The following is a 20,236-nucleotide window of genomic DNA, read 5'->3' on the forward strand; positions in this document are numbered from 1 at the left end:
CGCTCCCACAGTGAACTGGCGTCGTGCCTGGGTCCTGTGATCGACACAGCCCCCCCTGTGGGAGCTGGCTTGCCAGCGAAAGCGGTGGGTCAGGCGACATCGATGTTGAATGTGAGTCCGCCATCGCGGGCAAGCCCGCTCCCACAGGGTGTGGCGTGATGCCATAGATGACGTTAAACCCGGCAATGCGCGACAATGCCGGCAAGTTTCAGGAGTGAACCATGAGTGAAATGATCGAAACGCCGGTAGACGGCACCCTCGACGCCACCGGCCTCAACTGTCCGGAGCCGGTGATGATGTTGCACCAGCACATCCGTGACCTGGTGCCCGGCGGCCTGCTGAAGGTGATCGCCACCGATCCGTCGACCCGTCGCGACATTCCCAAGTTTTGTGTGTTTCTTGACCATGAATTGGTGGGGCAGCATGAAGCGGCAGGCACCTACCTTTACTGGATCCGCAAGAAGTCCGGTTAAAAACCTGAGTGGGCGTTATGGCCCCCTGTTGGCGCTGGCGAAAACGCCTTCGCCTGTAGGAGCGAGGCTTGCCCGCGAAGGCGGCCTCGAGCCTTGTACCGCCCATGAAGACGCTTTCGCCGGCAAGCCTGGCTCCTACGGTGAAGGCGGCCTCAAGCCTTGCACCGCCCATGAAGACGCTTTCGCCGGCAAGCCTGGCTCCTACGGTGAAGGCGGCCTCGAGCCTTGCACCGCCCATGAAGACGCCTTCGCCTGTAGGAGCGAGGCTTGCCCGCGAAGGCGGCCTCAAGCCTTGCACCGCCCATAAAGACGCCTTCGCCGGCAAGCCTGGCTCCTACGGTGAAGGCGGCCTCGAGCCTTGCTGCGCCCATGACGACGCCCTCGGCTGTAGGAGCGAGGCTTGCCCGCGAAGGCGGCCTCGAGCCTTGCACCGCCCATAAAGACGCTTTCGCCTGTAGGAGCGAGGCTTGCCCGCGAAGGCGGCCTCGAGCCTTGCACCGCCCATAAAGACGCTTTCGCCGGCAAGCCTGGCTCCTACGGTGAAGGCGGCCTCGAGCCTTGCACCGTCCCTGAAAACGCCTTCGCCTGTAGGAGCGAGGCTTGCCCGCGAAGGCGGCCTCAAGCCTTGCACCGCCCATAAAGACGCTTTCGCCGGCAAGCCTGGCTCCTACGGTGAAGGCGGCCTCGAGCCTTGCACCGCCCATGAAGACGCTTTCGCCGGCAAGCCTGGCTCCTACGGGGGTTCAGCGTTTCCCACCATTCAGCGGTATGCATCCCCTACACGAATCTGCCTGCGGGCACTGCGCGTCAGGCGGATCGACAGCATCAGCGCCGCGCAACTCAGGCCGACGATCAAGCCCTGCCACAGCCCGCTGGGGCCGCTCGGGGGGCCGAACCAGTCGGTCAGGCCCAGGATGTAACCCACGGGCAAACCGATGCCCCAGTAGGCGAACAGGGTCAGGATCATCGTTACCCGGGTGTCCTGGTAGCCCCGCAACGCGCCGGCCGCGGTGACCTGGATCGCGTCGGAGAACTGGAACAGCGCCGAATACACGATCAGCATCGCCGCCACCTGGATCACCGTCGGGTCGGCGGTGTAGATGGTTGCGATCTGTTCGCGCAGCAACAGCATCATGCTCGCCGAAATGCACGCATACGCCAGCGCCGTGCCCATGCCGACCCCGGCGGCGAAGCGCGCTTCACGGGGTTGCTGGCGCCCGAGGGCCTGGCCGACGCGCACGGTCACGGCCATGCCGAGGGAGTAGGGGATCATGAACACCAGCGAGCTGAAGTTCAGCGCGATCTGGTGCCCGGCGACCACCGTTGCGCCAAGGCTGCCGATCAGCAGGGCGATCACGGCGAAGATGCTCGATTCGGCGAACACCGCAATCCCGATCGGCATGCCGATGCCCAGCAGGCGTTTGATAACCGACCATTGCGGCCAGTCGAAACGGCTGAACAGCTTGCTCGATTGGTAGGCTGGCGCCCAGCGTTCCCAGCCGGCCATGCCCAGGGCCATGACCCACATCACGATCGCCGTGGCCCAGCCACAACCGACGCCGCCCATGGCCGGCACCCCGAAGTGGCCATAGATGAACACGTAGTTCAGCGGAATGTTCAGCGCCAGCCCGCACAAGCCGAGGACCATGGCCGGGCGCGTGCGGCCCAGGCCGTCACTGAAGCAGCGCAGTACATGGTAGACGGCGACGGCGGGCAGGCCGCTGGCGATGCCGTGCAGGTATTGCATGCAGGGGCCGATCAGTTCGGGATCGACCTTCATCAGGTGCAGGATCGGTTCGGCGCTGAATAGCATGATGGTTGCAATCAAACCAACCACCAGGGCCAGCCACAGGGCCTGACGCACGATCGGGCCGATTTCGCTGTGGGTGCCGGCGCCGAAACGCTGGGCGACTTTCGGGGTGGTGGCCAGCAGGGTGCCCGTCATCAACAGGAACACCGGGACCCAGATCGAGTTGCCCAGCGCCACCGCCGCCAGATCCCGCGGCCCGACCCGGCCGGCCATCACCGCATCGACGAAGCCCATGGCGGTGGTGGCCAGCTGCGCGACCATGATTGGCAGGGCCAGGGCGAGCAGGGTTTTCAGCTCCAGGCGAACCCGGGCGGGGCGGGTGAGGGCGGGAGCGGCGGGGCGGTCGGTTACGGAATTCAAGGGCGGAACGTCCAGAGGTGTTTGATGCGCGTGGCGGGGCATTCTACCTGTTGACGTATCGGTCAGGAAAATCGCTGTGTTGGGATTTTGTAATGGTGACTCGCAAGGTTCGACAATCCCCTGTGGGAGCGAGCTTGCTCGCGATAGCGGTGGGGCAGTGGAGTTGATGGCGGCTGACACACCGCCATCGCGAGCAAGCTCGCTCCCACAGGGGGGGGCACAGGAGTGTATTCCACAGGGGGCCACAGGAGGATCTTCCACCGGGGGATCAGACCCCAAAAGTCAGGATTGGCGGCTCGGTCTTTTCGTATAACGGCGAGCAATGCCCGCTGGCCCACCACAGCCATCTCCGCCTACACTGCCAACCCGCCAAAGGAGCCTGCCATGCTGATTGTTGCCGACGAAAATATCCCGCTGCTCGACGCCTTTTTCGAAGGTTTCGGCGAAATCCGCCGGGTGCCGGGACGTTCCATCGACCGCGCCACCGTCGAGCAGGCCGATGTGCTGCTGGTGCGTTCGGTGACCAACGTCAATCGCGCGCTGCTCGAGGGCAGCAAGGTGCGGTTTGTCGGCACCTGCACCATCGGCACCGATCACCTGGACCTGGATTATTTTCAGCGGGCCGGCATCACCTGGTCCAGCGCCCCCGGTTGCAACGCCCGGGGCGTGGTCGACTACGTGCTGGGCAGTCTGCTGACCCTGGCCGAGATCGAAGGCGCCGACCTGACGCAGCGCACCTACGGGGTGGTGGGGGCCGGCGAGGTGGGGGGCCGGTTGGTCAAGGTGCTCAAAGGACTGGGCTGGAAGGTGCTGGTCTGCGATCCACCCCGGCAAGCCGCCGAAGGGGGCGATTACGTCAGCCTCGAGCAGATCATCGAGCAGTGCGACGTCATCAGCCTGCACACGCCGTTGAAGAAGCACGGAGCGCAGTCGACCTGGCACCTGTTTGATAAAAACCGCTTGAATCAACTCAAGCCCGGCGCCTGGCTGATCAACGCCAGTCGTGGCCCGGTGGTGGATAACACCGCGTTGCGCCAGGTGCTGTTGCAGCGTGAAGACCTGCAGGCGGTGCTGGATGTCTGGGAAGGCGAGCCTGAAGTCGATGTGGCGCTGGCCGAGCTCTGCGTTCTGGCGACGCCGCACATTGCCGGGTACAGCCTGGACGGCAAGCAGCGCGGGACGGCGCAGATCTATCAGGCGTATTGCCGGTTCCTCGGGCAACCGGAGCAGGTCAGCTTGAGCGATCTGCTGCCGGCGCCCTGGTTGTCGCAGGTGACCTTGAACGGGCAAAGCGACCCGGCGTGGGCGTTGGCGATGGTGTGCCGGGCGGTGTACGACCCGCGCCGGGACGATGCGGATTTTCGCCGTAGTCTGGTGGGCAATGTGAGCGAGCAGCGGGCGGCGTTTGATACGTTGCGCAAGCATTATCCGTTGCGGCGGGAGATTGATGGGTTGCAGGTGCGGGTTGAGGGGGATTCGCCGGTATTGCACAAGATGGTGGCGGCGTTGGGGGCGGTGGCGGTTTAGGGACCGGGTCGGCACCTTCGCGGGCAAGCCTCGCTCCTACGGGGCATGCGTCCATTTCGGCATCGCATCAATCTTGTAGGAGCGAGGCTTGCCCGCGAATGACGCACCGCATTTGCCGGATCAGCACCCCATAAAAAACCCGGCCACCAGGGCCGGGTCAAGAAGACGGTGGCTATATCACTTTTCTTCGGCAGGCTTGACCAATCGCTTTTCCAGTTCGCGGCAAGCGTCCTGGACCATGTCTTCAGTGATCGGTACTTCTTGCCCTTTCTCATCAATAATCGAGCAACCCAGAGACTGGTCTGGCTGTGTGCGGATCACTTGAATTTTGTCTTCGCTGCTGTTTTGCAAGGACATGGCCTGTCTCCTCATCAGGTTGTGTGCTTACTGTAGAGCCGCCAGGTGACCGGGCCATGACAACTCCCTGCGATCCTCCGGGCAGCCATATCAGTCCACCAGAAATACTGCGGTCTCGCCACCCGAACTTTAGACCAATAGCGTCTAGGGGCTAGGCATTGCGGTCATAATTAAACCGACTCATTGTGATTTACACAAATGCCGCCCTGTTGAGCGGTGTAGGCTCCCGATTAATGGCTCTATCGCGTACAGGGAAGATCCTGATGCTTTCTGCTCGTCAACGCCGCGCGTTTCGCCTGGCCAGTCGTTTTCTCGCGCCGTATCGTTGGCCGGCCTTCGGTGCCTTGATTGCCCTGGTCGTCACGGCCGGCATCACCTTGTCCATGGGGCAGGGCATTCGCCTGTTGGTGGACCAGGGGTTCATGACCCAGTCGCCGCACTTGCTCAACCAGTCCATCGGCCTGTTCCTGCTGCTGGTGCTCGGCCTGGCGATCGGCACGTTCACGCGGTTTTACCTGGTGTCGTGGATCGGCGAACGCGCGGTCGCGGACATCCGCCGCCAGGTGTTCAACCACCTGATTTACCTGCACCCGGGGTTCTACGAAGACAACCGCAGCTCCGAGATCCAGTCGCGCCTGACCGCCGATACCACCTTGTTGCAATCGGTGATCGGCTCTTCGCTGTCGTTGTTCCTGCGTAATTTGCTGATGGTGATCGGCGGGATCGTCCTGTTGTTCGTTACCAACCCCAAGCTGACCAGCATCGTGGTGATTGCCTTGCCCCTGGTGATCGCGCCGATCCTGATTTTCGGCCGGCGCGTACGCAGCCTGTCGCGCCTGAGTCAGGACCGGATTGCCGACATCGGCAGCTACGTTGTCGAAACCCTGGGCCAGATCAAGACCGTGCAGGCGTACAACCATCAGGCGCAGGACGAGCAGCGCTTTGCCGTGACCGTGGAGGAGGCATTCGACACTGCCCGCAAACGCATCTTTCAGCGCGCCTGGCTGATTACCCTGGTGATCGTGCTGGTGCTGGGCGCGGTCGGGGTGATGTTGTGGGTCGGGGGCATGGATGTAATTGCCGGGCGGATCACCGAGGGTGAGCTGGCTGCCTTTGTCTTTTACAGCCTGATCGTCGGCAGTGCATTCGGTACCTTGAGCGAAGTGATCGGCGAATTGCAGCGCGCTGCTGGCGCTGCGGAGCGGATTGCCGAGTTGTTGCGTTCGGAAAACATCATTCAGCCGCCGACCACGGGCCTGGTGACCTTGCCGGAGCGGGTCAAGGGCGAACTGGTGCTGCAGGACCTGCGTTTTTCCTACCCGTCGCGTCCGGAAAGCTACGCCGTCGATGGCCTTAACCTGACCATCAACGCCGGCGAAACCCTGGCGCTGGTGGGGCCGTCCGGGGCCGGCAAGTCGACGGTGTATGACTTGCTACTGCGCTTTTACGATCCCGCCGAAGGCCGCATCCTGCTCGACGGCATTCCCCTGACCCAACTCGACCCGCTGGACCTGCGCCGCTGCTTCGCCCTGGTCTCGCAAAACCCGGCGCTGTTCTATGGCAGCATCGAAGAGAACATCCGCTACGGCAACCCGACGGCGACCCTGGCCCAGGTCAAGGAAGCGGCAACCATTGCCTACGCCCATGACTTTATCGAGGCCATGCCCAACGGTTACCAGACCCACCTGGGGGACGCCGGCCTCGGCCTGTCCGGCGGCCAGCGCCAACGCCTGGCCATCGCCCGGGCGCTGCTGGTGGATGCGCCGATCCTGCTGCTCGACGAAGCCACCAGCGCCCTCGATGCCCAGAGCGAACACCTGATCCAGCAAGCCCTGCCCAGCCTGATGAAAAACCGCACCACCCTGGTCATCGCCCACCGCCTGGCCACGGTGAAAAACGCCGACCGGATTGCGGTGATGGATCAAGGGAAGCTGGTGGCGGTGGGCACGCATCAGGCGTTGATTGCGAGCAATGCGTTGTATGCGCGGTTGGCGGCGTTGCAGTTTAGTGATGGGAAGGCTGAATCCGAGCTTCACCTATAGGTAATCGCGCGTACTCAATCCAAGTCCGGCAAAGAACCCCTGTGGGAGCGAGACCGGCTTGCCGGCGAAGACGGCGGCACATTCACTGGAGGTGTTGGCTGATAGACCCCATTCGCTACGGTGCGGCGATCCGACAAGCCAGCTCCAGCAGGGATCTTCATTGAAAGTTCGCCGCAGAGCGTCACCGATCCCGGCTCAGAGCGACCCAGTAACCGACCCAGTACCGACCCAGTACCGACCAAGTAACCGACCAAGTAACCGACCAAGTAGCGAGGCTGCTTTTGATTTTGATTTTGATTTAAAAAATGCCCGCTTCAATTGAAGCGGGCATTTTTGTTTGAGTTCCTGTAGGAGCGAGCTTGCTCCTACAGGTGATGTACCGCATCACTGATCATCAAAATACCGCTCATGCCAATCCACCAGGGGCTGTGGCGAGTTGAGTTTCTGGCCGTAGATCACCGAGTACGACAACACGTTCTGCACGTATTGGCGGGTTTCGTCGAAGGGGATGCTTTCCACCCACACGTCGAAACTCAGGTGGTCGGCGCCGCGCAGCCACTGGCGCACGCGGCCGGGGCCGGCGTTGTAGGCGGCGGAGGCGAGGACGCGGTTGCCGTTGAATTGGGCGTGGACCTGGCTCAGGTACGCGGCGCCGAGCTGGATGTTCTTGTCCGGATTGAACACCTGCTGCGGCGAGGCCAGTGGAATGCTGAACTTGCGCGCGGTTTCCTTGGCGGTGCCGGGCATCAGCTGCATCAGGCCGCTGGCGCCGACGCTGGAGCGGGCGTCGTCCATGAAGGCGCTTTCCTGGCGGGTGATGGCGAACACCCAGCTCGAATGCAGCCCGCGGACCTTGGCTTCACGCACCAGGGTTTCGCGGTGGGCCATCGGGAAGCGGATGTTCAGGTCGTCCCAGTATTGCGCCTGACTGATGGTGCGGATCGCCGGGAAATACCATTTCAGGTCATAGGCCAGTTTGGCCTGGGCGACCATTTCGTCACGGTTGAAATGGCGGCTGACGTGATACCACTCGCGGCGGCCGTCGACGATTTGCCCGCGGGCGTGGAATTCCAGTGCCCGACGGATGCCCGGGGTGTTGCGCACCTTGTTGATCAGTGCCTGGCTGAGCACCAGCGGTTTGTTGTTCAGCGAGTAGGGCGACTGGGAGCGGTCGGCGGCCAGGAAGCCATAGAAATCACGCTCGCGGGCCAGGCCCTTGTAGAGCGTCTGCACTTCCGGGCTCTGGGGCTGCGCCAGTTCCAGGCTGCGCGCCTGCCAGTAGCGCCAGCGGTTGGTCGTCGCCAGGTCCTGGGGCAGGCGGCGGCTCAACTGGTAGGCGTCGTCCCAGCGGGCCAGGCGCAACAGCAGGCGCATGCGCCATTCCGACACGGTGTTGTCGCGCAGTTCCGGGTCGTATTTGGTCATCATGTCCAACGCGCGAGGGTCGAACCGCTTGGCCAGGGACAGGCCGATTTCCCGGGCGATCGCCACTTTTTCATCGCGGGAGAAGTGCATGCTGCTGGCGTAGCCGTCGAGCATCTGCATCGCCCGGTCCGGATCCTGCCGCGCCAGGCGGCGCAGGCCCAGGCTGACCACGTCGGACATCGGCTCGTCGGCCGGAATGAAGCGTGACGGCGTGTTGAGCAGTTCAGGTTTCTGCGCCACTTCCACCAACAGGCGACCGCGCGGGGCGAGGGTGGTCAAGCCGTTGACCAGGCTGTTGGCCAGCGGATAGTTGCGCGCCTGGGCCGCGAGCTTGGTGCGCTCCCAGCGGCGTTGCTCGGTCAGCTGGCCTTCGGCGGCCCAGATGCCGAACAGCGTGTCGCAAGCCTCGGGTTGGGATTTGCCGGTCAGCCAGAGTTTTTGCGCGTTGGCGTAACCTTCGGCTTTCTGGTTATGGGTGATCTGGTATTGCGCGTTCAGGCAGTCCAGCTCGGTGAAGTTCATCTTCGGGTCGTAATACTTGACGAAGGTCGCCCAGTCGCCGCGTTCGGACAGCCAGCGCAACCAGCGCAACTTCATCCAGTTGGCCTGGGGCAGGTCGCCGTGCTCGGCGAGGAATTGCTCGATTTCGGCATTGCTTGCGTATTTCAGGCGCGCGGTCAGTTCGTCATACGCCAGGTACGGTTCCAGCGGATAATCGCTCAGGGCCTGGCGATAGCGGAAATACGGGCCGCTGTCGCCTTTGGCCAGGGCGCGCTTGGCTTCATCGTAATACTGGCGTTGGGTGGACAAATCCACGGCCTGCGCGGTGTGGACGACGGTGGCAGTAAGAAGAAAACAGGACAAAAGACTAAAAAGGCGACTGCGCATGAGACGTCCGGGCAGAGAAATCATGACAAGCGCAAGCGATGCCCGCGCTTAATTAACTGTAGCTTAGCCTTTTGCCAGCAACGGGCGAAAGCTTTGCGGGCGTGTCGGCATCAACTCGCAACATTTGTGGTGCAGAGTGTCGCCAAGGTGAAATTGCCGGCCTTCTGCAGCCTCAAGTCAGGTAGAATGCGCGCCCGGTTTTTGGAGAAGCTCATGACCCTGCTCAAATTCAGCGATGTGTCCCTTGCTTTCGGCGCTATGCCGTTGTTGGACAAGGTGTCCTGGCAGATCGCCCGTGGTGAGCGGGTGTGCATCATCGGCCGCAACGGCACTGGCAAGTCCAGCATGATGAAGCTCGTCAAGGGCGACCAGAAGCCTGACGAGGGCTCCGTTTGGCGCGCGCCCGGTCTCAAGATCGGCGAATTGCCGCAAGAATTGCCGGTAGCCGACGAGCGGACCGTGTTCGACGTGGTGGCCGAAGGCCTGGACGGTGTCGGCGAGCTGCTCGCGCAGTATCACCACCTGAGCCAGAACATCGTCACCGACGCCGACCTGGACAAGCTGATGCACGTCCAGCACGACCTCGAAGCCCGTGACGGCTGGCGTTTGCAGCAACTGGTCGACAGCACCTTGAGCCGTCTGCAGTTGCCGGCCGACAAGACCCTCGCCGAATTGTCCGGCGGCTGGCGTCGCCGCGTCCTGCTGGCCCAGGCCCTGGTGTCCGAACCGGACCTGCTGCTGCTCGACGAACCGACCAACCACCTGGACATCGGTGCCATTGCCTGGCTCGAAGAAGCGCTGAAGGATTTCCAGGGCGCCGTGCTGTTCATCACGCACGACCGGTCCTTCCTGCAGAACCTCGCTACCCGCATCCTCGAACTGGATCGCGGCGGCCTGATCGACTGGAACGGCGACTACGCCAGCTTCCTGGTGCACAAGGAAGCCTCCCTGGCCGCTGAAGAAACCGCCAACGCGCTGTTCGACAAGAAGCTGGCCCAGGAAGAAGTCTGGATCCGCCAGGGCATCAAGGCGCGCCGCACCCGTAACGAAGGCCGCGTCCGCGCCCTGAAAGCCCTGCGCGTCGAGCGCAGCGAGCGTCGTGAGCGCACCGGCAAAGCCAACATTCAGCTGGATACCGCCGACAAGTCCGGCAAGCAGGTGATGGTGCTCGAGAACGTGAGTTTTGCTCACCCGGGCGGCCCGTTCCTGATCAAGGATTTCTCGATGGTCCTGACGCGCGGCGACCGTATCGGCCTGCTCGGTGCCAACGGTACCGGCAAGACCACCCTGCTGAAACTGATGCTCAGCGGCCTGCAGCCTACCAGCGGCACCGTGGAGGAGGGGACGCGCATCGACGTGGCTTACTTCGACCAGTTGCGCCATCAGCTGGACCTGGAAAAGACCGTGATCGACAACGTGGCCGAAGGTCGCGACTTCATCGATATCGATGGCCAGAGCCGTCACGTGTTGAGCTACCTCGGCGACTTCCTGTTCAGCCCGCAGCGTGCCCGCACGCCGGTCAAGGCGCTGTCCGGCGGTGAGCGTGCCCGTCTGTTGCTGGCCAAACTGTTCAGCAAGCCGGCGAACCTGCTGGTGCTCGACGAACCGACCAACGACCTCGACGTTGAAACCCTGGAGCTGCTGGAAGAGGTCTTGCTGACCTTCAACGGCACCGTGCTGATGGTCAGCCACGACCGGGCATTCCTCGACAACGTGGTCACCAGCACCCTGGTCTTCGAAGGTGAAGGCAAGGTTCGCGAATACGTCGGTGGTTACCAGGACTGGCTGCGCCAGGGCGGCTCGCCGCGTTTGTTGGGCGTGACCGAGAGCAAATCGGGCAAGGCCGACCTGACTTCTGCGGTGGTCACGGCTGAGCCGGCGCCAGTCGCTGCGGTAGAAGCGCCAGTGGCCAAGAAAAAGCTCAGCTACAAGGTGCAGCGTGAGCTGGAAGCCTTGCCAGGGCAGATCGAAGCCATGGAGCAGCAGATCGCTGCCGTTGAAGCGCAGATGGCGGATGCCGGGTTTTACCAGCGCCCAGCGGCCGAAACCGCTGCGGTGATTGCCCAGCTGGAGCAGTTGAATGCTGAGCTGGACATCATGGTCGAGCGCTGGGCCGAGCTGGATGCCTGATTGATCCCGCAATAAAAAAGCCCGGCGTTTCAGTGATGAGCGCCGGGCTTTTCGTATGCAACCCGATCACCAGGTCGACATCGATTCACTGTAGGAGCGAGCTTGCTCGCGAAAACCCTGAGAACGCCGCAGGGTACCAGGCTTCACGCATTATCGTTGACGACCACCCTGTAGGAGCGAGCTTGCTCGCGAAAAACCTGAGAGCGCACGGGTTGCCAGGTTTCAAGCGTTATCGTTGACGACCATCGCGAGCAAGCTCGCTCCCACAGGGGCAGGCTGTGTGTCAGCTTTTGTTTTGCAGGCGCACCGCGAGCACGTCGCACGGCGCGCCGTGCAGTACGTCATTGGCGGTGGAGCCCAGCAGCAGCGCCAGACCGTGGCGGCCATGGCTGCCCACCACGATCAGGTCGCAGGTCTGCTCCTTGGCCAGGTGGTGAATCTCCTGTCGGGGCTGGCCGTAGGTCAGGTGGCTGTATTCCTTGGACAGTTCCGGATACTTGATGATAAGTCGGTCCAGACGGTCCCGGGCCTGATCGAACTGCTGTTGTTGCAGTTGTGACAGGTCCATCGGCACGTCGCCGCCAAAGGCCATGGCCATCGGCTCGACGATATGCACCAGGGACAGCTTGGCACCGTTGCTCACCGACAGCTCGCGAGCGCGGTGGATGACAGGGTCGCACTCTTCGGTCAGGTCTACAGCGACCAGGATGTGGTTGTAGGGCATGAGGTGCTCCTCCTGAGGATTGCAATAGTGGTAAGTATGGCTGGTTTCACGCGCATTGGTTTCAAAGTGACCCGGCGCGCACATTTAAAATCGATGCATTCAAAAACGATGCAAAAACGATGCAATTAAAAACGGTGCATGTAAAAACGGTGCATGTAAAAAAGATGCCTGTAAAAAAGATGCCTGTAAAAAAGAGAGTACAGATATGACGGTCTGGATAGTGGTGTCAATCCTGTTAGTGGTCCTGAGCCCGCTGGCATGGTTGCGGCCGTCACGTGGCCAGAGCGGGCGCATGGCCCTGCGCATGGAGGCGCGACGCATCGGCCTGGCCATGCAGCTGGCGCCTCAGGACTGGCCGCACTGGCTCAGCCCGGAGCCGCCGAGCCCGTGCGCGCAGTACCATAGGCCAAGGCGTGGCAATCAGCCAGCGTGCTGGAGCTATTGGCAAAAATCCCCGGGGGAATGGGTGAATCAGTGGCAGGAGGCCTGTGAGGATCCTGTGCTGCTCAATCATTTCGAAAAATTGCCGGGCAATGTGTACAAGGTCGAGGCGGACAAGCAGATGATCACCTTGTATTGGGGCGAGAAGGGCGAAGCCGACGTGCTGCAGCAAATCGACGCCACCCTCAAAGCCCTGGCCTGAACCCCGATCCCCTGTAGGAGCCAGGCTTGCCGGCGAAGGCGTTTTCCGGGGCGCTGCCAGGCGTGAGGCCGCCTTCGCGGGCAAGCCTCGCTCCTACAGGGGCTCCTGCGAAGAGTCGCGCCATGCGCCTGGCAAGCAGGCAATAAAAAGCCCGACATCATCATCGGGCGGAAGTTGGCCAGGCAGGCCGGTAATTCTTTGTCACATTGATCTTGCGGCGGGTATTCACCCAAAGCGTTGAAAAATATCTCATCTCCCCGCCAGCGTAGCCTGTTAAACGCAGCCTGCCGCGTTTTAGGGCGACTTTTCTAACAATTGATCCTATGAATGGCCGCACATGCATCCGCGTGTTGCAGGTCTTCGTGGTACGGAAATGACCGTAAAGTCGCGTTTCAACCCGTATTTTGGGCGATTGACAATTGTCGGAAATTCCGTGAAGGTGGCGTACCCAAATCAAACGGGCGTATGAATTGAGCGTTTGTATTACAGAATGCTCCTACAGAATCCCGACTATCGCGTTGGCGGGTGTGCCGGGTGGATGGGCGTAGCATTGACGATAACCGTCCCTGCCAAGCCATTTGCCTGCGTCCGACGTGTACTGTTCAGCTTCCATATCGTGGAGATCAGTTGATGATTTACGAAGGTAAAGCCATCACGGTTAAGGCTCTTGAAAGTGGCATCGTCGAATTGAAATTCGACCTCAAGGGTGAGTCCGTCAACAAGTTCAACCGTCTAACCCTGAATGAATTGCGTCAGGCCGTAGACACCATCAAGGCAGATAATTCGATCAAGGGTGTGATCGTCAGCAGTGGCAAGGACGTGTTCATCGTTGGCGCCGACATCACCGAATTTGTCGAGAACTTCAAGCTGCCCGATGCAGAGCTTGTGGCAGGCAACCTCGAAGCCAACAGGATCTTCAGCGATTTCGAAGACCTGAATGTCCCGACTGTCGCCGCGATCAACGGCATTGCCCTGGGCGGCGGTCTGGAAATGTGCCTGGCGGCGGACTACCGCGTCATGGCCAACACCGCCAAGATCGGTCTGCCGGAAGTCAAGCTGGGCATCTATCCGGGCTTCGGCGGCACTGTGCGCCTGCCGCGCATCATCGGTGCCGACAACGCCATCGAGTGGATTGCCGCCGGTAAGGAAAACCGCGCCGAAGACGCACTGAAAGTCGGTGCCGTCGACGCCGTGGTCGCCCCGGAGAAACTGCTGGAAGCCGCACTGAACCTGGTCAAGGGCGCCATCTCCGGCGAATTCGATTACAAGGCCAAGCGTCAGCCGAAGCTGGAAAAACTCAAGCTCAACGCCATCGAACAAATGATGTCGTTCGAGACCGCCAAAGGTTTCGTCGCCGGTCAAGCGGGCCCGAACTACCCGGCGCCGGTCGAAGCGATCAAGACCATCCAGAAAGCCGCGAACTTCGGTCGTGACAAGGCGCTGGAAGTCGAAGCCGCCGGTTTCGTCAAACTGGCCAAGACCTCTGCCGCGCAGAGCTTGATCGGTCTGTTCCTGAACGATCAGGAACTGAAGAAAAAGGCCAAGGCCTACGACGAAATCGCCAAGGACGTGAAGCAGGCCGCCGTGTTGGGCGCCGGCATCATGGGGGGCGGTATCGCTTATCAGTCGGCCTCCAAAGGCACGCCGATCCTGATGAAGGACATCAACGAGCACGGCATCGAGCAAGGCCTGGCTGAAGCCGCCAAGCTGCTGGTGAGCCGCGTTGATAAAGGTCGCATGACCGCGGCGAAAATGGCCGAAGTACTCAACGGCATTCGTCCGACCCTGTCCTACGGTGACTTCGGTCACGTCGACCTGGTCGTCGAAGCGGTCGTCGAGAACCCCAAGGTCAAGCAAGCCGTGTTGGCTGAAGTGGAAGGCCAGGTCAAGGAGGACACCATCCTCGCGTCCAACACCTCGACCATTTCCATCACCTTGCTGGCCAAGGCCCTCAAGCGTCCGGAAAACTTCGTCGGCATGCACTTCTTCAACCCGGTGCACATGATGCCGCTGGTGGAAGTGATCCGTGGCGAGAAGTCCAGCGAGCTGGCCATCGCCACCACCGTGGCCTACGCCAAGAAAATGGGCAAGAACCCGATCGTCGTCAACGATTGCCCGGGCTTTCTGGTCAACCGCGTGCTGTTCCCGTACTTCGGCGGTTTCGCCAAGCTGGTCAGCGCCGGTGTGGACTTCGTGCGCATCGACAAGGTCATGGAAAAATTCGGCTGGCCGATGGGCCCGGCGTACCTGATGGACGTGGTCGGCATCGACACCGGCCACCACGGTCGCGACGTGATGGCTGAAGGTTTCCCGGACCGCATGAAAGACGACCGTCGTTCGGCCGTCGACGCGCTCTACGAAGCCAAGCGCCTGGGCCAGAAGAACGGCAAGGGCTTCTACGCCTACGAGACCGACAAGAACGGCAAGCAGAAGAAAGTCGCCGACCCGTCGGTGGCGGACGTGCTCAAGCCGATCGTGTTCGAACAGCGTGAAGTCACTGACGAAGACATCGTCAACTGGCTGATGATCCCGCTGTGCCTGGAGACCGTGCGCTGCTTGGAAGACGGCATCGTCGAGACCGCTGCCGAAGCCGACATGGGTCTGGTCTACGGTATTGGTTTCCCTCCATTCCGCGGCGGTGCGCTGCGCTACATCGACTCGATCGGTGTGGCCGAGTTCGTTGCCCTGGCTGACCAGTACGCTGATTTGGGCGCGCTGTACCACCCGACCGCAAAACTGCGTGAAATGGCCAAAACCGGCCAACGGTTCTTCGGTTAAGCGCCCACACTAGAGCGAGAGTGAAATTTTATGAGCTTGAATCCTAGAGACGTCGTGATTGTCGACTTCGGTCGTACGCCGATGGGCCGCTCCAAGGGCGGCATGCACCGCAACACCCGCGCCGAAGACATGTCGGCGCACTTGATCAGCAAACTGCTGGAACGCAACGTCAAGGTCGACCCGAACGAAGTCGAAGATGTGATCTGGGGCTGTGTGAACCAGACCCTGGAGCAGGGCTGGAACATCGCCCGCATGGCATCCCTGATGACGCAGATTCCGCACACCGCTGCCGGCCAGACCGTCAGCCGTCTGTGTGGCTCGTCGATGAGTGCTCTGCACACCGCTGCGCAAGCGATCATGACCGGTAACGGTGACGTGTTCGTGGTGGGTGGCGTCGAGCATATGGGTCACGTGAGCATGATGCACGGTGTCGATCCGAACCCGCACATGTCGCTGCATGCGGCGAAAGCCTCGGGCATGATGGGCCTGACCGCGGAAATGCTGGGCAAGATGCACGGTATTACTCGCGAGCAGCAGGATGCTTTCGGGCTGCGCTCCCACCAGCTCGCCCAAAAGGCGACTGTGGAAGGCAAGTTCAAGGACGAAATCATCCCGATGCAGGGCTACGACGAGAACGGTTTCCTGAAACTGTTCGACTACGACGAAACCATTCGTCCGGAAACCACCCTGGAAAGCCTGGCGGCTTTGAAGCCAGCGTTCAACCCGAAAGGTGGCACCGTGACAGCGGGCACTTCGTCGCAGATCACTGATGGTGCTTCGTGCATGATCGTGATGTCGGCGCAACGTGCCCAGGACCTGGGCATCCAGCCGCTGGCGGTGATCCGCTCGATGGCGGTGGCGGGTGTGGACCCGGCGATCATGGGCTATGGTCCAGTACCGGCGACGCACAAAGCACTGAAGCGCGCAGGTCTTGGCATCAACGATATCGACTTCTTCGAGCTCAACGAAGCGTTCGCCGCACAGGCCCTGCCGGTGCTGAAAGATTTGAAAGTGCTCGACAAGATGAACGAGAAGGTTAACCTGCACGGCGGCGCCATTGCCCTGGGTCATCCGTTTGGTTGCTCCGGTGCACGTATCTCCGGCACCCTGTTGAACGTGATGAAGCAGAATGGCGGCACCTTCGGGGTAGCCACCATGTGCATTGGTCTCGGCCAAGGCATCTCCACCGTCTTCGAACGCGTTTAAGCGTTTCGTTGATGGAAGCCGGGGCCAAGTGCCCCGGTTTTTGTTTTTCCGGATTTTTTTGTTTTTTTTTTGAAAAGATTTGAGCGAGGGCCAAACCATGCCGTTACAACCTGGTCTGTACGAGCATTACAAAGGTCCGCAGTACCGCGTATTCAGCACCGCGCGGCATTCGGAAACCGAGGAAGAAGTGGTCTTCTACCAAGCCCTGTATGGCGATTACGGCTTTTGGGTGCGCCCCTTGAGCATGTTCCTGGAGTCGGTCGAAGTTGACGGCGAACAGGTGCCACGCTTTGCTTTGGTGCACGCCGAAGAGAGCCTTTTTACCAAGCCATAAGCTGAGTGCGCGCAGGACCCTGCGCTTGACCTCACCTTGTAGCCACTATATATAGCGGTGCCGCGTCAGGCGCCAACCGCCTTTCACTTCTAGAATTCAGGAATTTTCTGATCCATGGGCAAATCGCTGGTCATTGTGGAATCCCCGGCTAAGGCCAAGACCATCAACAAGTATCTGGGTAACCAATACGTGGTGAAGTCGAGTATCGGCCATATCCGAGACCTGCCCACCAGCGGTTCGGCTAGCGCCAGCAAAGAGCCTGCCGCCAAGCGCGGCAAGGCCGCCGCGGGTGAAGGTCCGGTGCTAACGCCGAAAGAAAAAGCGCGCAAGCAGCTGGTCTCGCGCATGGGCGTCGATCCCGATCATGGCTGGAAAGCCAAGTACGAGATCCTTCCGGGCAAAGAGAAAGTCATCGAAGAGCTGCGCCGGCTCGCCAAGGATGCTGACACCATCTATCTCGCAACCGACTTGGATCGCGAGGGGGAAGCCATTGCCTGGCACCTGCGCGAAGCCATCGGGGGTGACGACACCCGCTACAAGCGCGTGGTGTTCAACGAAATTACCAAGAAGGCGATTCAGGAAGCCTTCTCCAAGCCGGGCGAGCTGGACATCGACCGTGTCAACGCCCAGCAGGCGCGTCGTTTCCTTGACCGCGTGGTCGGTTACATGGTGTCGCCGCTGCTGTGGGCCAAGGTCGCCCGTGGCCTGTCCGCCGGTCGCGTGCAATCGGTGGCGGTAAAACTGGTCGTTGAGCGTGAGCGCGAAATCCGTGCGTTCAACCCGGAAGAGTACTGGGAAGTCCACGCAGATCTCGGCACCGCCAAGGGCGCCACCGTGCGCTTCGACGTGGCCCGCGAGAAAGGCGAGGCCTTCAAGCCGCTCAACGAAGCCCAGGCCATGGCCGCGCTGGAGAAGCTCAAGGCTTCCAGCTACAGCATCGTCAAGCGCGAAGACAAGCCGACCAGCAGCAAGCCGTCGGCGCCGTTCATCACCTCCACCCTGCAACAGGCCGCGAGCAACCGCCTGGGCTTCGGGGTGAAGAAGACCATGATGATGGCCCAGCGTTTGTACGAAGCGGGCTACATCACGTACATGCGTACCGACTCCACCAACCTCTCGGCCGATGCCGTGACGATGGCGCGCACTTATATTGAAGGGGAGTTCGGCAAGAAGTACCTGCCGGAAAACCCGAACGTCTACAGCAGCAAGGAAGGCGCACAAGAGGCTCACGAAGCGATTCGTCCCTCCGATGCCAATACCGAGCCAAGCAAGCTGACGGGCATGGAGCGTGACGCTGAGCGGCTCTACGAGCTGATCTGGCGCCAGTTCCTCGCTTGCCAGATGCTGCCGGCGCAATACCTGTCGACCACGGTCACCGTCGGTGCCGGCGACTTCGAGCTGCGCGCCAAGGGCCGCATCCTCAAGTTCGACGGCTACACCCGCGTGATGCCGCAGATCGCCAAGCCTGGCGATGACGACGTGCTGCCGGACATGGCCCAGGGCGACGCGATGAAGCTGATCAAGCTTGATCCGACCCAGCACTTCACCAAGCCGCCGGCGCGTTACTCGGAAGCGAGCCTGGTCAAGGAAATGGAAAAACGTGGCATCGGTCGTCCTTCGACCTACGCGGCGATCATTTCGACCATCCAGGACCGCGGCTACGTGGCGCTGCACAACCGTCGTTTCTATTCGGAAAAGATGGGCGACATCGTCACCGAGCGCCTGGCCGAGAGCTTCTCCAATCTCATGGACTACGGCTTCACCGCCGGCATGGAAGAGAACCTCGATGACGTGGCCCAGGGCGAACGCGACTGGAAAAACGTGCTCGACGAGTTCTACGGCGACTTCAAGAAGAAGCTCGAAGTAGCCGAAAGCGCCGAAGGCGGCATGCGTGCCAACCAGCCGGTGATGACGGATATTCCGTGCGTGGTATGCGGTCGTCCGATGCAGATTCGTACCGCGTCGACTGGCGTGTTCCTCGGTTGCTCGGGCTACAGTCTGCCGCCGAAAGAACGCTGCAAGGCCACCGTCAACCTGGTGCCGGGCGATGAAATCGCCGCGGACGACGAGGGTGAGTCGGAGTCGCTGGTGCTGCGTGGCAAGCACCGTTGCCCGATCTGCAGCACGGCGATGGACGCTTACCTGCTGGATGAGAAGCGCAAGTTGCACATCTGCGGCAACAACCCGGATTGCGACGGCTACGAAATCGAAGAGGGCAGTTATCGCATCAAGGGCTATGAAGGTCCGAGCCTGGAATGCGACAAGTGCGGCAGCGAGATGCAGCTCAAGACCGGCCGTTTCGGCAAATTCTTCGGCTGCACCAACGCGACCTGCAAGAACACCCGCAAACTGCTGAAAAGCGGTGACGCGGCGCCGCCGAAGATGGACCCGGTGAAGATGCCTGAGCTGAAATGCGAAAAGGTCAACGACACCTACATCCTGCGCGACGGTGCTTCCGGGCTGTTCCTGGCGGCGAGCCAGTTCCCGAAAAACCGCGAGACCCGTGCGCCGTTGGTCATGGAGATCGTGCCGCACAAGGACGAGATCGATCCGAAGTACCACTTCCTGTGCGAAGCACCGAAGAAAGACCCGGACGGCCTGCCAGCGGTGATCCGTTACAGCCGCAAGACCAAGGAGCAGTACGTGCAGACTGAAGTGGACGGTAAGCCGACGGGCTGGAAGGCGTACTACGACGGCGGCAAGTGGACAGTCGAAGACAAGCGCCCGGCAAAAACCGCCAAGGCCTGATCCCGTAGGATCCAGGCTTGCCGGCGAACCAGACGCCGCGGTGTAACTGTAATACCGCGTCGTCGTTCTTCGCCCGTAGGAGCCAGGCTTGCCGGCGAACCAGGCGCCGCGGTGTAACAGTAATACCGCGTTATCGTTCTTCGCCCGTAGGAGCCAGGCTTGCCGGCGAACCAGGCGCCGCGGTGTAACAGTAATACCGCGTTATCGTTCTTCGCCCGTAGGAGCCAGGCTTGCCGGCGAACCAGGCGCCGCGGTGTAACAGTAATACCGCGTTATCGTTCTTCGCCCGTAGGAGCCAGGCTTGTTCTTCGCCCGTAGGAGCCAGGCTTGCCGGCGAACCAGGCGCCGCGGTGTAACAGTAATACCGCGTTATCGTTCTTCGCGGGCAAGCCTCGCTCCTACAGGCGAACCAGGCGCTGCGGTGTAACTGTCATACCGCGTCGTCGTTCTTCGCCCGTAGGAGCCAGGCTTGCCGGCGAACCAGGCGCCGCGGTGTAACTGTAATACCGCGTTATCGTTCTTCGCGGGCAAGCCTCGCTCCTACAGGCGAACCAGGCGCTGCGGTGTAACTGTAATGCCGCGTTATCGTTCTTCGCGGGCAAGCCTCGCTCCTACAGGCGAACCAGGCGCCGCGGTGTAACTGTAATGCCGCGTTATCGTTCTTCGCCCGTAGGAGCCAGGCTTGCCGGCGAACCAGGCGCCGCGGTGTAACAGTAATACCGCGTTATCGTTCTTCGCGGGCAAGCCTCGCTCCTACAGGCGAACCAGGCGCTGCGGTGTAACTGTAATAC

The 20,236-nt window shown here is 61.3% G+C and carries 13 protein-coding genes; 9 read left to right on the forward strand and 4 right to left on the reverse strand.

Annotated features, from left to right (window positions below; translation table 11 throughout):
* The first annotated feature begins 221 nt into the window (after positions 1-221).
* A complete protein-coding gene (tusA, locus tag PMA3_RS08560; RefSeq protein ID WP_064676748.1) occupies positions 222-473 on the forward strand; it encodes a sulfurtransferase TusA in 252 nt (83 codons plus the stop codon).
* A 760-nt stretch (positions 474-1,233) separates the two neighbouring features.
* Here the strand turns inward: tusA and PMA3_RS08565 are convergent.
* Positions 1,234-2,643, reverse strand: a complete 1,410-nt coding sequence (locus PMA3_RS08565) for an MATE family efflux transporter (RefSeq protein ID WP_064676749.1) — start codon at positions 2,641-2,643, stop codon at positions 1,234-1,236.
* A gap of 384 nt (positions 2,644-3,027) precedes the next feature.
* On the opposite strand from PMA3_RS08565, the gene pdxB reads away from it, so the two are divergent.
* Positions 3,028-4,170, forward strand: a complete 1,143-nt coding sequence (pdxB, locus tag PMA3_RS08570; RefSeq protein WP_064676750.1) for a 4-phosphoerythronate dehydrogenase PdxB — start codon at positions 3,028-3,030, stop codon at positions 4,168-4,170.
* A gap of 177 nt (positions 4,171-4,347) precedes the next feature.
* On the opposite strand, the gene PMA3_RS08575 is transcribed toward pdxB, so the two are convergent.
* Positions 4,348-4,527 (reverse strand): PA1571 family protein, encoded by a 180-nt coding sequence (locus PMA3_RS08575; RefSeq protein WP_064676751.1) that lies wholly within the window; start codon positions 4,525-4,527, stop codon positions 4,348-4,350.
* A gap of 263 nt (positions 4,528-4,790) precedes the next feature.
* Here PMA3_RS08575 and PMA3_RS08580 point away from each other — a divergent pair, with 263 nt between their 5' ends.
* Positions 4,791-6,569 carry an ABC transporter transmembrane domain-containing protein gene (locus PMA3_RS08580; RefSeq protein WP_064676752.1) on the forward strand — a complete coding sequence of 593 codons (1,779 nt, stop codon included), beginning with the start codon at positions 4,791-4,793 and terminating at the stop codon, positions 6,567-6,569.
* 384 nt (positions 6,570-6,953) lie between these two features.
* Here the strand turns inward: PMA3_RS08580 and PMA3_RS08585 are convergent, their stop codons facing one another.
* Positions 6,954-8,882: a transglycosylase SLT domain-containing protein gene (locus tag PMA3_RS08585; protein WP_064676753.1), complete on the reverse strand. Its 1,929-nt coding sequence runs from the start codon at positions 8,880-8,882 to the stop codon at positions 6,954-6,956.
* Positions 8,883-9,095: 213 nt separating this feature from the next.
* On the opposite strand from PMA3_RS08585, the gene PMA3_RS08590 reads away from it, so the two are divergent.
* Complete coding sequence (locus tag PMA3_RS08590) at positions 9,096-11,012, forward strand: ATP-binding cassette domain-containing protein (RefSeq protein WP_064676754.1); 1,917 nt, start codon at positions 9,096-9,098, stop codon at positions 11,010-11,012.
* Positions 11,013-11,295: 283 nt separating this feature from the next.
* Here the strand turns inward: PMA3_RS08590 and PMA3_RS08595 are convergent, their stop codons facing one another.
* Complete coding sequence (locus PMA3_RS08595; RefSeq protein WP_064676755.1) at positions 11,296-11,736, reverse strand: universal stress protein; 441 nt, start codon at positions 11,734-11,736, stop codon at positions 11,296-11,298.
* 205 nt (positions 11,737-11,941) lie between these two features.
* Between PMA3_RS08595 and PMA3_RS08600 the strand changes: the two genes are divergently transcribed.
* The 5 genes from PMA3_RS08600 to topA all read left to right on the forward strand — a co-directional run bounded on the left by PMA3_RS08600 (position 11,942) and on the right by topA (position 19,445).
* Positions 11,942-12,379, forward strand: coding sequence for a hypothetical protein (locus PMA3_RS08600; RefSeq protein ID WP_064676756.1), 438 nt, complete (start codon positions 11,942-11,944; stop codon positions 12,377-12,379).
* A gap of 630 nt (positions 12,380-13,009) precedes the next feature.
* Positions 13,010-15,157, forward strand: a complete 2,148-nt coding sequence (gene fadB, locus PMA3_RS08605; protein ID WP_064676757.1) for a fatty acid oxidation complex subunit alpha FadB — start codon at positions 13,010-13,012, stop codon at positions 15,155-15,157.
* 30 nt (positions 15,158-15,187) lie between these two features.
* Entirely contained in the window at positions 15,188-16,363 is a 1,176-nt protein-coding gene (gene fadA, locus PMA3_RS08610; protein ID WP_064676758.1) for an acetyl-CoA C-acyltransferase FadA, read from the forward strand.
* A 97-nt stretch (positions 16,364-16,460) separates the two neighbouring features.
* Entirely contained in the window at positions 16,461-16,697 is a 237-nt protein-coding gene (locus PMA3_RS08615; protein WP_064676759.1) for a DUF1653 domain-containing protein, read from the forward strand.
* Positions 16,698-16,811: 114 nt separating this feature from the next.
* Positions 16,812-19,445, forward strand: a complete 2,634-nt coding sequence (gene topA, locus PMA3_RS08620) for a type I DNA topoisomerase (protein WP_064676760.1) — start codon at positions 16,812-16,814, stop codon at positions 19,443-19,445.
* Positions 19,446-20,236: the final 791 nt, after the last annotated feature.

It is taken from the genome of Pseudomonas silesiensis (genome assembly GCF_001661075.1).
GTDB lineage: Bacteria > Pseudomonadota > Gammaproteobacteria > Pseudomonadales > Pseudomonadaceae > Aquipseudomonas > Aquipseudomonas silesiensis.

Excerpts from the sequence above, each read along its gene's own strand:
- tusA (WP_064676748.1), top strand. The coding sequence starts at position 222 with ATGAGTGAAATGATCGAAACGCCGGTAGACGGCACCCTCGACGCCACC.
- pdxB (WP_064676750.1), top strand. The coding sequence starts at position 3,028 with ATGCTGATTGTTGCCGACGAAAATATCCCGCTGCTCGACGCCTTTTTC.
- PMA3_RS08575 (WP_064676751.1), bottom strand. The coding sequence starts at position 4,527 with ATGTCCTTGCAAAACAGCAGCGAAGACAAAATTCAAGTGATCCGCACA.
- PMA3_RS08580 (WP_064676752.1), top strand. The coding sequence starts at position 4,791 with ATGCTTTCTGCTCGTCAACGCCGCGCGTTTCGCCTGGCCAGTCGTTTT.
- PMA3_RS08585 (WP_064676753.1), bottom strand. The coding sequence starts at position 8,882 with ATGCGCAGTCGCCTTTTTAGTCTTTTGTCCTGTTTTCTTCTTACTGCC.
- PMA3_RS08590 (WP_064676754.1), top strand. The coding sequence starts at position 9,096 with ATGACCCTGCTCAAATTCAGCGATGTGTCCCTTGCTTTCGGCGCTATG.
- PMA3_RS08595 (WP_064676755.1), bottom strand. The coding sequence starts at position 11,736 with ATGCCCTACAACCACATCCTGGTCGCTGTAGACCTGACCGAAGAGTGC.
- PMA3_RS08600 (WP_064676756.1), top strand. The coding sequence starts at position 11,942 with ATGACGGTCTGGATAGTGGTGTCAATCCTGTTAGTGGTCCTGAGCCCG.
- fadB (WP_064676757.1), top strand. The coding sequence starts at position 13,010 with ATGATTTACGAAGGTAAAGCCATCACGGTTAAGGCTCTTGAAAGTGGC.
- fadA (WP_064676758.1), top strand. The coding sequence starts at position 15,188 with ATGAGCTTGAATCCTAGAGACGTCGTGATTGTCGACTTCGGTCGTACG.
- PMA3_RS08615 (WP_064676759.1), top strand. The coding sequence starts at position 16,461 with ATGCCGTTACAACCTGGTCTGTACGAGCATTACAAAGGTCCGCAGTAC.
- topA (WP_064676760.1), top strand. The coding sequence starts at position 16,812 with ATGGGCAAATCGCTGGTCATTGTGGAATCCCCGGCTAAGGCCAAGACC.